This window comes from Frankia sp. RB5 (assembly GCF_059816245.1).
Genome location: NZ_JCBATA010000078.1, coordinates 1 through 15603 on the forward strand (window position 1 = coordinate 1; position 15603 = coordinate 15603).

The 15603-nt window shown below is 76.2% G+C and carries 7 protein-coding genes; 4 read left to right on the plus strand and 3 right to left on the minus strand.

From position 1 onward, the window contains the following. Nucleotides 1-230: 230 nt before the first annotated feature. The gene (locus AC6EXY_RS28945) at nt 231-1397 is read right to left on the minus strand and encodes an acyl-CoA dehydrogenase family protein (RefSeq protein WP_101832433.1); all 1167 of its coding nucleotides are present in this window, start codon (nt 1395-1397) and stop codon (nt 231-233) included. A gap of 561 nt (nt 1398-1958) precedes the next feature. On the opposite strand from AC6EXY_RS28945, the gene AC6EXY_RS28950 reads away from it, so the two are divergent. Then, the gene (locus AC6EXY_RS28950) at nt 1959-2381 is read left to right on the plus strand and encodes a TOBE domain-containing protein (protein WP_101832419.1); all 423 of its coding nucleotides are present in this window, start codon (nt 1959-1961) and stop codon (nt 2379-2381) included. Between the two features lie 933 nt (nt 2382-3314). On the opposite strand, the gene AC6EXY_RS28955 is transcribed toward AC6EXY_RS28950, so the two are convergent. Continuing rightward, nucleotides 3315-4097, minus strand: a complete 783-nt coding sequence (locus AC6EXY_RS28955) for a hypothetical protein (protein WP_101832420.1) — start codon at nt 4095-4097, stop codon at nt 3315-3317. Between the two features lie 402 nt (nt 4098-4499). Beyond that, a complete protein-coding gene (locus AC6EXY_RS28960) occupies nt 4500-5429 on the minus strand; it encodes an NADP-dependent oxidoreductase (protein WP_499818553.1) in 930 nt (309 codons plus the stop codon). 162 nt (nt 5430-5591) lie between these two features. On the opposite strand from AC6EXY_RS28960, the gene AC6EXY_RS28965 reads away from it, so the two are divergent. The 3 genes from AC6EXY_RS28965 (at nt 5592) to AC6EXY_RS28975 (ending at nt 15601) form a co-directional block, all read left to right on the plus strand. Further along, nucleotides 5592-7049, plus strand: a complete 1458-nt coding sequence (locus tag AC6EXY_RS28965) for a hypothetical protein (RefSeq protein WP_499818554.1) — start codon at nt 5592-5594, stop codon at nt 7047-7049. A 177-nt stretch (nt 7050-7226) separates the two neighbouring features. Next, nucleotides 7227-9536, plus strand: a complete 2310-nt coding sequence (locus AC6EXY_RS28970; RefSeq protein WP_499818555.1) for a CHAT domain-containing protein — start codon at nt 7227-7229, stop codon at nt 9534-9536. Beyond that, nucleotides 9533-15601 (plus strand): hypothetical protein, encoded by a 6069-nt coding sequence (locus AC6EXY_RS28975; protein ID WP_499818556.1) that lies wholly within the window; start codon nt 9533-9535, stop codon nt 15599-15601. Before AC6EXY_RS28970 ends, AC6EXY_RS28975 begins: the two co-directional genes overlap by 4 nt. The last annotated feature ends 2 nt before the right edge of the window (nt 15602-15603 follow it).

The following is a 15603-nucleotide window of genomic DNA, read 5'->3' on the forward strand; positions in this document are numbered from 1 at the left end:
CTCTCGCTGACCGGGGTACCCGCCGTCGGGGTCGTCATCGGATTTGCGCCGTGGATACTCCGACCTTCAGGTCGGAGAGGAAACGGTGTTCAGTGGTGGAACGCATGATCGAATCCTTTCCGTAGAAACGTCGTCACGATCGTCACATTGTTCGGCATTACCCGGCCTTTCCTTGCGGTGCGTCGGCATTCGCCGGGAACCGGTATTCCCGGGGCCCGCGCGGCGTGGCGTCAGCGCCGCATCAGCAGGGCGTTGCCCAGCAGATAGGCGCCGACCATCTCGAAGTTCGTCGGGGCGAGCGTGATGTGCGCGACCGCGCTGTGCACGTCGCGGAAGCAACGGTCCAACCGCCCGCCGGCCGTGAGCGCCCGCGTCCCGGCCAGGCTGTGCAGGCTGTCGACCGCCCGCACGGCGTTCTCGCCGACCGTCGCCGCGGCCAGCCTGATCAGCGCGGACAGCTCCTCACCACCGGCCGCGCCGGACCGGCTCGCCTGGTCGGCCGCGTCGGTCAGCATCAGCTCGGCGCCGCGGACCAGCGCCGCCGCCCGGGCCAGCCCCGCCTGGACGGTGTGGCTGGTGGCCAGGGTCTCGGTGCCGCGGGCGGGCACGGTGCCGACGGCGATCCGCGGGAACTCGCTGAGCGCGTCCTGCGCGATGCCGAGTGCCGTCGACGCGGTGGTGAACGGCCCGAAGTCGTAGTAGGCGATGGCGTGGGCCCGCGACGGCCGGTCCCGCGGCGGCCGGCGCAGCAGCCCGCCGTCGACGGCGAAGTCGTCCGGGACGAACAGGTCGTCGACCGTGAAGCTGACGCTGCCGGTGCCCCGCAGCCCGACGGTGTGCCAGTCGTCCTCGAAGCGCACCGCGTCGGAGGGGACGAACAGCATCCGGGTCGGTGAGGCCGCCACCTCCGGCCCGGTGACGACGGACGCGCAGACCAGCCAGTCGGCATGCGTCGATCCGCTCGCGAACGACCAGCGCCCCCGCACCCGGTAACCGCCCGCCACCGGCTCGGCCTGGCCCGTCGGGTTGATACCCCCCACCACCAGACCGTCGCTGTCGTGGAACAGCTGGCGCGCGACCTGTTCCGGCAGATAGTCCGACAGCCGGGAAATGACTCCCTGTACTCCCATCTGCCAGGCGACGGCGGCGTCGACGCGGGCGAGCGCCTGCAGGACGGCCGATCCGGTGCGGACGCTGACCCCGCCTCCGCCGAACGCCGGCGACACCCACATGCGGTGAATGTTCTGCGCGCGCAGCGCCTCGATCACCTCGGCCGGGGTAACCCGTTCCCGTTCGGCCCGCTCGCGGTAGCGGACCAGGACCGGCGTCGTTCGCTCGACCCTGTCGAGCCACTCCGTTGTCTCCCCGGGAGATTGTGGGGAAGCGCTCCAGAACACCTCGGCCACCTACTCTGCCTGGATCTCGTGCCGACCTGCGAAATAGCGAACAATGGCGCCGGCAGCTGATTTCCGAACCTGTTTCCGGCTCTTCTCGTGACGGACGGGCCGCCCGCGCCGCCGTGGGCACCCCGCTTCGGGGGTGGGTCGGGGAGCACGAAGGTGGTAGCGCGTGACGTGGGCCGTTCCGTGCGCTGGCGGCAATGCCGAGGGGCGCGATGATGGTCGTGATGACGCTGGGCTGCGCGGTCATCACCTGTCTCCCTCCGGCCGCGGCGACCCACCCGAGGATTGCGGGTGGATTGCGGTGGGCGTTCATCCGTATCTACGGGTCGATGGTAGCAATTTCCACGCAGATGCGGGATGGAAGTTGGCACGGGGTCCGTGGATGCGGACAAGACGTGGTTCGGGATGGTTTCGTGTCCGCCGGTGTGACCAGGAACTCCGAGGGTCGGAGCGGGTGCTCGCGATGCCGGGGCGGCGCTCCCGGGTGATGCGGGTGGGTCGGGCGCCGACGCGCTCCGGCACCCCCTCGATACATCGATCGAGTACAGTTTTTCTATGGTCCTTAGTATTCGCAACCGATTCACGGGAACTATCACGGAGATTGTCGAGGGTGCCGTCATGGGTACCGTCGGTATCGGGATTCCCGGCGGTCAGACGCTGACCGCCACGGTCACCATGGATGCGATCAAGGAACTTGGCGTCGGCGTGGGCAGCACCGTCGAGGCGCTCATCAAGTCCACCGACATCTCCGTGGCAACGAGCGACACCGCGGGTCTGAGCATCCGCAACAAGCTGCGCGGCACGCTCGTCGACGTCGACTCGGGCGGGGCCATGTCGGTCGTCCGCATCGAGCTCGGCGACGGGCAGGAGATCACCGCCGCGATCACCCGGGCGGCCGTCGACGAGCTGGATCTCGGGCCCGGGGCGCAGGTCACCGCGCTGATCAAGTCGACGGAGGTCTCCTTCTCCGCGCCCTGACCCATCCCTCGGCCGGGCCCGCGGACGCCGCCGCGCCGCCCGTCACCTGGACGGGCCCGCCCATGGGCCGGCTCTGCGAGCCATGCCGTCGCGCCGACCGGACACCCCGCCGGTCGGCGCTTCGCGTTGCCCGCGTGTCGCGCCACGGACGGCGGGCCTGACCGGGCTCAACCGGGTTCCTTCGCGTTCCTTCGCGTTCCTTCGTGCGCGGATCGTGCCGTGGGCTGGGCGCGAGAGCAGGGGTGTGGCCGCGGCGGGGGCCGGCCGGTGGTCCGGACCCGGTGCGTCGGGGGACGGGACTGTGCGCCCACGCCCCGCCGCGAAGGGCCCGCGGGCGGCGACACCGGTGCCGAGCGTGGCGGGTGGAGGTGCCACCGCTGCCGGCGACGAGCCGGCCCCGTCCGATCCGACCGGGAGGTGCTGGCCCGGATCGGCGATGCGGGCTCCCCCGGCTGGGGGAGGCAGGGCGTGCGCGTGCCATGACCTGAACGGTGACGAGCCGGGGCACACCGAGGTGTCGCCGCGCTCGGGCGTCCGTGGTCCGGCGGACCGCCCGGAACACTGGACCAAGGGCCGGCGGGGTGGTCGTACGTACGGAGAGGGACAGGCCGCCCGCCGGTGGGGTGGGGCGGCGGGCGGCCCGTCGATCAGGCCCGGGCATGGTGCCGGGAGTGCCGCGGCCCGAGGCGATGGCCTCCGGCCGCGAGGGGGGCTGCCCACCGGTCGGCGTCTACGGCGGACCCTCGCACCGTCCTTGGTCGGATCCGGTGGGGTCGCACGCCGGCGCACGGTGCACCCGGTGGGCAGCCTGGCTGTGGGGAGCCCGTGACGTCGGCGGGCTCAGGGGACGGGTGGGCGCTGTCGGTGGAGCGATGGCCCGGATCGGGCGGGCCGCCCGCCGTGAGGGGTGCGGCGGGCAGCCCGCCGGTCCGGTTATCCCGTCGTGTCGGGTTGCTGGTGGCGGGGGTGGCGATCCTCCTGCCCGTGCTGGCCGGCAGGGAGGGGCTGGTCGTCGTGCTGGTGCTCGTGCCGGTGGGCCGTCGGGGGCGGGACCGCGACCCGGTCGGGTTGGCCGATCGCCGAGCCGCGCGGGCCGAGGGCGGCGCCGTGCAGGGTCAGGAAGCCGGTCGGCCGTCGCGCGCCCACCGTACTGTCGCCCTGGAGGGGGGGATGGTCAAGGTCGTCGATGGCATGGGCGCGGACCGCGACCAGGATCTGATCCCAGATGACCATGGGTAGCCTGCTCTCCCGCACGGTGGGCTCGGCGCCGTAGCGGAGCAGGATCTCGTCAGGTGGGCAGCGGGCCGCCTGACCGGCCCCGCCGCCCCACTGCGTCCAGGCCGGCTGCCCGTCGATGGAGGCCAGCCGGTCGAGCCGGCCGTGCCGGACCTCCTCGACGAACGGCGCCCAGAGAGCGGCGGGAACCCGCAGTTCACGGGTCCGCCCCGCGTAGCGGTAGCGAATGATCAGCTCGCCGTCCCGGCTGGCGAAGCGCAGTCCCGGGGCGCACGCCGGGCGTCGCCAGTAGGGCGGGGGCCCCGCGGTGACCACGCGATGGTCCGTGCCGGGCCCGCGGCCGTCCTGCCTGCCGGGTCCGGGAGGCGGGTCGACGCCGGTGTCCTGGATCTGGTCGGCCGTCTGGGTCCGGTCGGGGCGCTGGTTCTGGTCGGGGTGCTGGTTCTGGTCGGGGCGGGCCGCGTGGCTTGGTCGGGCCACGCGGCAGGCGTGGGTGGGCTGGGCGGAGCGGGTGGTCGTGCCGGGCCGGGTGCCGGGGTGGAGTGCGTGGACAGGGTCCGGGAGAGGACCTGTGCAGGCGATGTCCGAGGTCCTCTCCCGGTGTGCCTCACCGCCCCTGCCTGCCCGCGTGCTGATCCGCCCAGTGCGGTGGGTGATCGGATGCGGGCGGGGCAGCAACCCTCGGCGGAATCCGCCGTCCCAGGAGGAGGTCCCCGTCGTTCTCACCAGGTGTCCTCCTCGCCTCGGTGTGCTGGGACGCGGGCTGCGCGTCCGCCGGTGGACACATCACACCGTGCTGGGCCGATTCACGACAGAGCGCAACGGACGGGTGCGGTCCCGCACGTCCCCGTTGCACCGCACGTGCCCACCGCACGCCGGGTCTCACCAGGTGAGGACGAGTCTGCCGCGGGTGCCGCCTCGCTCGAGGATGCGGTGTGCCTCGGCGGCCCGCCGCACCGGGATCGTCCGCGCCACCCGCAGGGTGAGCGCGCCCCGCTCGACGAGCTCCCGCAGCCCGTCGAGCCGCGCCTGCTCGCGCAGGTAGCTGTTCACCCATACCTGGTGAATGGTGATGGCGCGCTCGGTGTCGCCCTCGAACGGCCGCAGTGCCGTGAGCGCCCCGCCGTCGCGGATGGCGCCGAGCAGCGCCGCGTGCTGGACCGACCCGTCGGCCACGGCGTCGACGCCGCCCGGCACCGCGGCCCGGATCCGCTCGGCGACATCCGACCCGCGGCGCACCACGATGTCCGCGCCGAAGCCGCGCACGAGCTCCTCGTCCGCCTCGGACGCGTCCGCCACCACCCGCAGCCCGTCGACCTTCGCGAGCTGCACGGCGTAACCACCGAAGCAGCCGGCCGCGCCCGTCACCGCCAGGGTGCTGCCGGGGGCGAGGCCCAGCAGGTCGAGGGCGAGCCGCGCGGTGAGCCCGTTCATCGGCAGCGTCGAGGCGGCGGCGTCGTCGACGCCCGCCGGCACCCGCGCCACCGACTCCGCCGGCACCACGATCTGCTCGGCGTAGCCGCCGTGCGACGCCTTCGGTATCACCACCGCCATGACGTGGTCGCCGATGGCGAGGTCGGTCTCCACGCCCTCGCCGATCTCGTCGATCACTCCGGCGACGTCCATCCCGGGCACGTAGGGCGGGTCGGACAGGCGCTGCCACCTGGCCTGGCTCCCGTCCCGAACGTGCGTGTCGGCCGGGTTGACGGTGGCGGCGCTGGCCCGGATCCGCACCTCACCCGGCCCGGCATGCCTATCCGGCAGTTCCAGGATGCGCAGGGCCTCCGGCCCACCGAAGTCGGTGACTCCCACGGCTCTCACATCTGCCGATGCTAGCCACGACACCCTTGCGGAGTCATCTGCGTCACAGTGCCCCGATCCGTTCCGGCGCCGTCCCGGTGCGGGGGGCGGGAGATCGGGCCGGACGCGACGCCGGACGGGACGCTTTGTGGTTGCCTGGGTACTCTTGCGCCCATGCGGGTGGATCTCGGGGACGATCGCGGTCGGCGCCGCATCGACCGGTCGGCCGCCGCGGTCGCGCAGGCCCGCCAGGACGTCGCCGGCTGGCTCGGCGCCCGGTCCGGTGACCCGCGGTTCGCCCGGTTCGACAACCACCTGACGGTGCTCGGCACGGTCCTCGGCCGGATGCTCGACGCGCTCGCCGGCCGGCTCGACGACCTGCGCACCGCCGCGGGGGTCGGCGCCGCCTACGACGGCTGCCGCGCCGTCGACACCGTGCTCACCGTCGTCCGGCGCACCTTCGACTGGTACCGCGAGCGCTACGACCAGCGCCTCGACGAACGGCTCGGCCCGGTGCTGCTCGCCGCCGACGAGGTCGTCCGCTCCTGCTGGGCCCCGCCGTTCGCCGCCCTCGGGCGCCCGGCGCCGACCGGGCCGCTGGCCTACGTGGACCCGCGGTTCAACGCCTTCGCGCTCACCCGCGCCGCCGTGCCGTCCCAGCTGCGTCCCCCGGCCCGCACCGACGCGGTGGGCGACGCGGTCCGCGCCCTGCTGGGCGAGCTGCCGATCCCGACCATCGCCCTGCCGGAATGGTCGACGCGGGAGGCGTGGTGGCTCGCGCTCGCCGCGCACGAGACCGGCCATCACCTCCAGCGGGATCTGGCGCCGGACCTCGCCGAGCGCACCCGCGAGGCCCTCGCCGCGGCGGTCGGCGGGCCCGGCGCCGCGGCGGGCCTGCCGGGTGAGCGGGCCGAGCTCGCCGGGCAGTGGGTGGCGTGGCAGGCGGAGCTGTTCGCGGACGCGTTCGCCGCGGTGATGGTCGCGGACGCCGCGGTGTGGACCGTCGACGAGCTGGAGCACGGCGGGTCCGCGCGGCTCGCCGGGGGCGCGCGTCCCGGCAGCCCCTACCCGCCTGCGCTCGTGCGCCGCGCGCTGCTCGCCGAGCTGGCCCGCCGCGTACGGGGCGGGCCCGCTGAGCCCTTCGAGGGGGGCGCCGAGGAGGTGCGGCGGCATCTCGCCGTCGTGCCCGCGGTCGCCGCCGCGCTGCTCGCTCTGCCCGTCGGCGGGACGACGCTGCTCGGCCTCGGCCGTGTCGACCCCGGCTGGTACGCGGCGCGTGGGCGGGTCGCGAGCTGGGCGGCGGCACTGCGCCGCGACCCGGTGCCGATCACCTCGCCCGCGCGCCGAACCCCGCCGGCGGCCCGCCTCGCCGTCCAGGCCGGGATCGCGGCCGCGACCACCGTGGCGCCGGCGGCCCTGGCCGACGTGCATCGCCGCCTGGTCGAGCTGCTGCGCGGCTGCGGGCCCGACGGCGTGCTCGCCGCCCCGCCGATCCCGCCCGGTGACCTCGCCGCCGTCGCCGACCGCCTCACCGGCCGCCTGCTGGGGGACCCGCTGCTCCAGGAGTTGCCGGAATCGGCCGTCGACGGCGCCCCTGACCTCGCCGCCGTCGCCCCGTGCCCACCTCCTTGACCACGGGTTGACGGCGGTGGCGGATCGTTGACGCCGCCGGCACGCCCAGCGGACGGGCACGCAGATCGGTGCCCAGGCGTCGTGCTCGGGCACCCGGAACGTGAGGGCGCGCGCGGGCGGCGCCCGGTGGAGGTGCGCGGTGCGGACACGGTGGTCCCCGACGATGGCCGGAGGCCGGTGACGATTCCCCGGGTGCTGGTGGAGGTCGAGCGCCGCGACGGCGGATGGGCCGTCGAGGTCCGCCTCCCGGCCGGTTCCGGCCCGCCGCCGGTCGGGTACGGCGTGGGCGCGGTCACGGTGACGGACGTCGACGGCTTCCCGCGCCAGATCCCGGCGCTGCCGGCCGGGCGCCGCCACCAGCTCGGTGCGTCGGCTCCCGAGGAGCTCGTCGCCCTGTGCGCCGGCGACGCGGGCGCGGTCTGCGCGCTGCTCGCCCGCATCACCGGCCGCGACCTGCGGGCCGGTGACGCCGAGCTGTACGGCAGATGGCTGTTCGAGTGCCTGCTCGCCCCCGCCTGGCCGGCGATCCTCGCCGCCGCCACCCGCCCGGCGGATCCCGGACCGCGCCCGGGCGACGGGCCGGCGGCGCACGCGGTGGAGCTCGCGCTGCGCTGGCCGGCCGACGACCTCGCCCTCGGCGCGCTGGTGTGGGAGGCGATGCACGACGGCGAGGCCCCGCTCGTGGGGCATCCAAGATTGCTGGTGGCGCTCACCCGGGTGGTGCCCGCGGCGACACCCGCGCCGGCCACGATCCGGCGACTGCCGCGGGTGCTGTTCGCCGCGGGTTCCGCCCTGGAGGACGCGGTGATCCGCCCGGGCGCCATGTTCATGGGGCTGATGCGCGGCTTCGACGCGGAGGGGCTGTGCGTCTCGCGGGCGATGACGAACGCGTCGCTCACCGAGCTCGGCGACCTGTGCGCCCGGTTCGCCCCGGACGTCGTGCATCTCGTCGCGCACGGCGACATCGCGGAGGGCCGGGCCGTCCTGCGCCTCGCCGACGCCGAGGAGCCGGCCGGCTTCCGCTACGTCGACGCCGAGGCGCTCACCGCCGCGCTGCGCCAACCGGCCGGGATGCCCACCGTGGTCGTCCTCAGCGCCTGCGGCAGCGCGCGCCCCACCGGCGCCGCCGAGGGCGCGGAGCTGGTCGACGAGGCGCGGGCGGCCGGCCGGTCGATCGCCGCGGAGCTCACCCGGCGGGGCGTGCCGGTCGTCGTCGCGATGTCCGGCGAGGTCAGCGAGCAGGCGAGCCGGATGTTCACCCGGGGGTTCGTCCGCGCGGTGCAGGCGGGGGCGTCGGTCGTCGGGGCGGCGGCGGTCGGGCGGCGGGCGGCGCTGCTGCACGGCGATCCGCCGAGCCGCTTCCTCGACTGGGCGCTGCCGGCGCTGTTCCTCGCCGAGCGCGTGCCGCCGGATCTGCGCGTCGTCGACCCGGCGCCGGCCGTCGCGCTGCGCCGCGCCGCCGAGCGGCTGGAACTGCGCCGCGCGCCGATGTTCATCGGGCACGAGGCGATCCTCGCCGCGGCCGAGTCGCTCGCCGGCCCGGCTCCCGAACGCTGCCCCGGCCTCGTCGCGGCGGTCGCCGAGGGGCCGATCGGCGGGTTGGGTGGCAGCCGGCTGCTGCGCGAGATCGGGCTGCGGCTGCTGCGCGTCGGTCACCTCCCGCTGCTCATCGGCCCGTTCGGGGACGGTGGCGCGCCGCGGGACCTGCGTGACCTCGTCGTCCGCGTCCTCCAGGCGGCGATCATGGCGGCGGACGCGCTCGGCATCGCCCCGCCGCCGCTGAGCACGGTGGGTGTCGACGAGACCTGCCGCCGGGCCGCGTTCGTCACCCCCGCCGCCCTGCGTGGGCTGGACGCGGACTCCCGGTTCGCGCTGCTGCACACCGCGGTGGCCGAGTTCGCGGCCGCCACCGGCCCGCTGAACGAGCATGTCCTGCGCCGGGCGCTCGGCCGGGATCTGGCCGCGTTCGCGGCCGCCGCGGCCGCCGGGCTCGGGGAGCCGTTCGGCGTGTCGTCGCGTGTCGTCGTGCTCGGCGACGAGGTGCACCGGTGGGTCGGCGCGCTGCGCCCGCTGCTGACGATGCTCAACCGGGACGGGCTCGGCACCCCGGACCGGCCGGTGCCCGTCGTCGTCACCGCGTCGCTGCTCGAGGACGAGGGCGTCGTGCTGCGCCGGCTGCGCGACGAGCGGGCCGGCCAGCCCGGATTCCTCTTTCCCGAACTGACCCGTATGTCCCCGGCGAGCGCCATACTGGGATTCCAGTGGGTCCTGCTGCATCCCTGGCAGGAGAGATACCCCCAGGTGTACACGGCCGCCCGCAGCTCCTCCCGAGTGGCGATCGAGAAGAGTCTCGGGGAGTTGAGGGGAATGCCCACCGCCGTCCGCCGGGAGCTTTACCTCATCGCCAATGTTCTGACGTTCAACGGCGTCTTCGTCGCCGCCGACGACGAGGGTGCGCTGCGCACCTATGAGGAGCGGTTCCGGTGAATCCGCCCGCGGACAGCCTGGCGGACCTCACCGCGCTGCGTGCGTGGGCGCGGCTGGAGTCCCTGCGCGAGTTCGACGCGGCGCAGCTGTGCCTGCTCGCCCTGCTGCCCGAGTGGACGGATGACACCGCCGAGCGGTTCGGCCTCGTCCCCGCCGCGGACCTCGCCGGCCTTCTCGCCCGGCTCGACGACGCCGGTCTGGTCGAGCGCCGGCAGTCCCCCGGCCCGCACCGGGGCGTGCGCACGGTGTTCTGGCTGCGGCTGTCCCGGCGCGACGAGATCGGGCGCTACCTGCGCGGCGACGACGTGCCGGTCAACGTCGACGAGGAGATCGACCGGCTCGCCCGCGCCATCCGCACGGCGCTCGACGCTCCCGGCGGCACCGCCCGCGACCTCGCCGCCGCGTTCGAGCCGTGGCTGGAGGTCGCCGGGACGCACCGCGCCGACCGTTCCGGCACCGCCCTGTTCCACCGCGTCGACGAGTACGTGATGGCCGAGGGTGGGCTGGCCGCGGCCACCCGTCTCGTCGCGGCGGCCCGGACCGTCGGCGCGATCAGCGGCGGCACCCTCGCCGAGGCGGCCAGGCGGGCGGGCTGGCGGCTCGACCGTGCCCATCGCGACGCGCAGGACGCCGAGTACCTGCGGGACTACCAGCCCCGCGCGGACGTCGAGGAGGTGCTCGAGGAGCTGCTCGACGGCGAGCGGCCGGGCGCGCCGTGGGCGCTGCACCTGATCGGCGACGGCGGCATCGGCAAGACGATGCTGCTGCGCCACCTGAGCTCCGGCTCCTTCGCGACGGCCCGCGACCTGGCCCGCTTCCCCGTCGCCCGCGTCGACTTCGACCATCTCGACCCCCGCTACCCCGAGCACCGCCCGGCGGAGGTGCTGCTGGCCCTCGCCGACGAGCTGGCCGGCTACGGAGCCAGCCGCAACTGGTACAGCTCCTACCGCCGGTTCCGCGACGCCGCCGGCGCCCTGCACGAGCAGATCGGCCGTCTCGGCGCGCAGGCTGAGCGCGACGCCGCCGCCGGGGCCGCGCCGCCGCAGCCGGTGTACGGATCGGCGCTCCTCCCGGCCGGCGGCCCGACGCGCTCGACCGTCAGCCTGATCCGGGCGGCGGCCGCGCAGACCGTCCGCGCCCTGTTCGACGAGGTGGTGCGCGCCTTCGCCCGGGTGCTGCGCGAGCTCGACCGGCCCCGGGTCGTCCTCGTCCTGGACACCTGCGAGGAGCTGGCCAAGCTGTACCCGCCGGGTGCCGCCGCCCCGGCCATCGACCGCACCTTCGACCTGCTCGAACGCCTCCACGACGAGCTGCCGGACGTCCGCGTCGTCCTCGCCGGGCGCCGCCCCCTGGTGCCGCCCGCGGACGAGCAGGCCCGCGCTGCCGGCCCGCGCCTGCGCCAGCGCGACTACCTGCGCGTCGTGCGCGTCACCGGCTTCACCGCCGCCGAGGCGAACCGCTTCCTCGACGCCGCCGGGGCGGCCTCGACCGGCCCGCGACCGGCCGGGGCGCTGCGGGCCGCGCTGCTCCACCGGGCCCGCACGCCGTCGTCGGGCGCGGACGGTGAGCGGTACAACCCGTTCGAGCTCGCCGCCTACCGGGACTGGATCGTCCGCGAACCTGACCTGGACCCACGGGTGCTGCGGGCCGCCGGCGACCCGCTGGTCGAGCGGCGCATCATCCACCGCCTCGCCGACGACGACACCCGCGGTGCGCTCGCGGTCGCCGCCGAACTCGGCCGGTTCGACCTCGCGATGGTCACGCCGGCGCTGGAGCGCGCCGGACTGGCCGCGCGCGCCGCCTTCGACGGGCTCGCCTCCCAGGAATGGACGCAGGTCCGGGCGCTGGGCCCCGACGGGCGGCCGAGCCTGCTCGAGGTCGACGAGCACCTGCGGGACCGGATCCGCGCCGTCGTCGCCGCCGAACCCGACCGCTACCCGCTGGACCGCGCCGGCCTCGGCCGTGACGCGGCGGCGCTCGTCCGGACCGGCGCGCTCGGCGACGTCACCCCGGAGGCGGTCGAGACGGCCGTGCGCCTGCAACCCGCCGACCAGGCCGCCGTGTTCTGGGTGGACCTGGAGGAGCGGATCGCCGCGGCCGGTGAATGGGCCTGGGCCGCGCAGGTCGCCACCCGCTGCGCCGGAGTGGAACGCCCCCGCGCCGACGCCGCCGAGGCGGCCGACGGGCTTGCGCGGCCCACCTCCGCCGCCACCACGATCATGGCGGCGATCCTCGCGACCGGGGCCGCCGCCCATATCCACACCGGCGAGCAGGCGCTGGCGGGCCCCCTGTGGCAGGCCGTGCTCCACCACGTCCCCCACCACCCGCTTCCCGACCAGCGTGCCACCCTGGCCAGCCGGGCCCTGCTCGGTGAGCTGGCCGCCGGCGGCGCACCCAACCCGCTGCTCGCCGGCTCGCCGCCGGACGTCGATCGGGCCCTGCGCCTGCTCACCTCCCGCACCAGTCCGGGGACTGCCGACCTGATCGACGCCGAGCCGACCGACCTGGACCTCGACGAGCTGGACGGGAGCGATCCGCGCTGGGGTGAGCCGAACTGGGACGAATGGGTCGCGGGTGGGCCGGTGATGGCGCGCCGGCGGCCGTCCCGCCAGGCCGCCGCGCATCCGCTGGCGGTGGTGACCGCGTTCGCCGGCCGGCCGGACCTGGTCCCCGCCGGCTCGGCGCTGGCGGCCCTGCAGGCCGTGGCGGAAGGGCCGCTCACCGGTCGGGACGGTCGGGAGGCGAACGCGCCGGGAGAGACGGAGGCGCCGGGGCAGACGATCACGGACCGACTGCGGGACGCCGATCCGGTGGTCCGGCTCGCCGCGGAGGTCTTCACCGCCCAGCTGGCCCTGCGAGCGGCGGTCGATCCGCCGTCGGGTCGACCGCTGTACGGATCCCTGCCGATCGTGCCGCTGGCGGACGAGGGCGGTCCCGCCGCGTCGCGCCGCGGGCAGGAGGCCGGGGCGAACCCCGCCGAGGAGGCACCCGGGTCGGGTCGCCCCGGGGAGGTCTTCACGACAGGGTCGCCGACGGTCCTCATCGCCCGGCTCGCCGCGGCGATCGCGGCGGCCCGGCGGGCGGCGCGCGTCGCAGGCGCGACCTCGGCCGGATCAACGTCCTCCGGATCAACGTCCGCCGTGGCCGCCGCAACGGCCTCCGTGCGCCCGGCGGGCGCCGTGGACTGGGCGGACTGGGCGGTGCCGCCGGGGCTGGTCGACCGCGCCGAGCTCGCCGTCCTGCGGCTGCGCGCACAGCACGACCCCGTCTCGCCGCCCCCCGACCTGTCCGGCGCCGGGCTGGACGAGGTCCTCTCCCGCATCGGCGATGTCGACGCCGAGCGGCGGGTCGCGACCGCCGTCCGGCTCGCCCTGGACCACCGGGTCCTGCCCCGCGACGTGCTGGGCCGCTTCGACGGCTGCCTCGTCTACCGGCCGGGCCGGTCGCCGACGAGCTGGCTGCACCGGCAGGTCCGCCCGCTCGCCGTCGAGGTCGCCGACGCCTGGACGGCGCTCGGCGAACCGTCCCGGGCCGCAGACATCCTGGTCCGCTACCGGGAGGCGGCCCGGCTCGCCGGGGACGATCCCGACGCCGTCGAGGACTGCGACCTGGCGCTGCTGGAGCTGTGCCGTCGCTACCGGACCACCGAGTTCAGCCCGTCGATCCGGCAGCTGGCCCGGACCGGATCCCCGCGGCTGCGCGCGGCGGCCTGGCTGGTGCTCAGCCTGGTCGAGGGGCAGCATCCCGAGACGCCGGTCGAGGCGGGGGGCTGGCATGCGTGGTGGCGATGCCAGGACCACCGGGCCCTGCTCGCCGGCGGCGCGCTGCGCCACCTCCGCCCGCCGCTGTCGACCGAACCGTCCTGGCCGGCGTTGACCGCCGAGGTGGACCGGCTGGAGCTGCGCCTTCTCATCGGCTCGACCCCGCCGCCGGCGAGCGTCGAGGATCTGGGCGACCGCCTGCGCGACCCCGAGCTCCGCCTTCGCCTGGCCGCCCTCGTCGACACCAGTCGCGCCACCCCGCCGTCGCAGGCGACCCCACCGGGGCTGGCCACCCCACCGGGGCCGGCCAGGCCGCCCGGGACTGCTGACCTGGTGGGGGCCGTGCTCGCCGGGATGCCGGCGCTGGTCGGCGCCCGCCTGGCGGTGCGGGTCGCCGAGGAGCTCGCGCCGCGGCTGCCCCGCGAGGCCGCCGCGCTGCTGCGCGCCCCGGACGGAACCCCGCGCACGATCACCCGCCTGCACCGGGCGGGCGACGACTTCGCCGCCGCCGCGGCCGACGTCCTGCGGGTGCGCGTCCGGCAGCGGGCCGGACTCGACAGCGGCGCGCCGACACCCGATGTGGACTGGCGCCCGCTCGCCTACTGGCCGGCCTGGCGGGCGCGGGTCGCCGCCACGGCGCTCGCGGACTGGGAGGTCGACACCGCGCCGCAGCCCGTCGCCGACCCGGCGCGCACCCCCGGCGAACTGCTCGCCGACGTCATACCCCCCCCTCCCTGGGACGACACGACCGGCCCGACCGCAGCGCGGATGTCCGTGGATCCGCCGGCCAGGACCGACCGGCTCGTGCCCGCCGGTGCCGCCGCGCGGGACGACCGCGTCGCCATGGGCACCATCCCCCGTGCCATCCCCGCGGGATCCTGGTCAGCCCACGCGGAACCGGTGCATGGCCACAGGGGGCCGGAGAGCTCCGTCGCCGATGCCGGCGCCGAGCGGCCCGCGGCGGGCCGTGACGCCGGCGGCCGGCGCGGGAAGGTACTGGCGGCGGTGGCCGTGGCCGCGGTGGTGAGGTCCCGCGTGGCTGGCAGGTCGGGGTCGCTCCCGCGGTTCGGGGTCGTCCTCGGGCCGGGGGGGCCTGGCGCCGGCCAGGACGGACAGTACCGGCTGCGTCCAGGCCACCAGGTCACCGTGCGCTCCGGTCGGGTCCACGTCGCGGACACCCGCCTGGCGCCGGCCGTCTTCCTGCACTCCCGCACGCCCGACGGCGCCCTCGCGGCACGCCTCGCCGAGCGCGGACGGCTCTGGTGTGCGCGCGTCCGCCCGGGCGTGCGGACACTGTGGCGGGTGGACGGCGAGCGGATCACCGGTCCGCCGGGTCGGCTCGGCCCGCGCCGCGGGTGGGAGCGCGACCTGCGGGTGGTGACGCTCGACGTGGACGAGGCCGACCGCGCCGGTGACTGGGAGTCGCGCCTCGCCGCGGCCCTGCCGGCGTCCCTCGCCCGCACGGTCGTGTTCGCCCGGCTACGCGCCGGGCGCGCGGAACCGGGCGCCGCCACCCCGAAGCCCACGCCGGTGGCATCGCCCGGCGGCGGCCCGCGGGCCGTCTGGCCATCGATCGGCGAGTCGTCGATTGTCGAGCCGTCGATCGGCGAACCGGCCGCCGGCGGCGCCTACGTCGGCCCGCGCCACCTGCGGCCGACGGACGGAGCTGGCAGGCCGGTGTCGGTGCCCGGTGTCGTGCACGCGGTCGGGACGCCGGTGCGCACCGGCTCCGGGCTGCGGCTGCGGGTCAGCGACCCGGACGCCGGTCCCGCCCTCGCCGGCGACGGCGCGCTGCTCGGCATCGAGGATCTCGGCGTCGACACCGCCGGGCTGACCGTGCTGCAGGCCGACCTGATCGACGGTCCCGCGACCCCGCTCGGGGACGACCGCGAGGGCTTCGTCGACCTGGCCATCGCCGCCCTCGACGCCGGCGCCCCGGCCGTCCTCGTCCTTCCCCCGTTGCCGGACCGGTCGGCGGCCGTGGTGGCCGCGGCACTGCGCGGGACCGCGACGTCCCTCGCCGCGCCGACCGCCTCCCGCGGCCGGCGAGCCGGCTCGCCGTCGGCGGAGCATCCCGGTGAACGTGTGCTGCCCGTGCTCGCCGCCCGCACCGCGAAGGAGATCATCGAGGTGTTCCCGACCGGCGAGCACGCGTTCGAGGCCGGCGGGCACGGGAGGCGAACCGGTGCGTCGTCCGGCGCCGCGGTGGCGCTCCCAGGTGTGGAGCCAGCCGTGGGGACGGGGCGGGACGAACCGACGCCGGACTCGCGGGCCGCCGGCGACGTGCTGCTGTTCCTGCGCTGAAC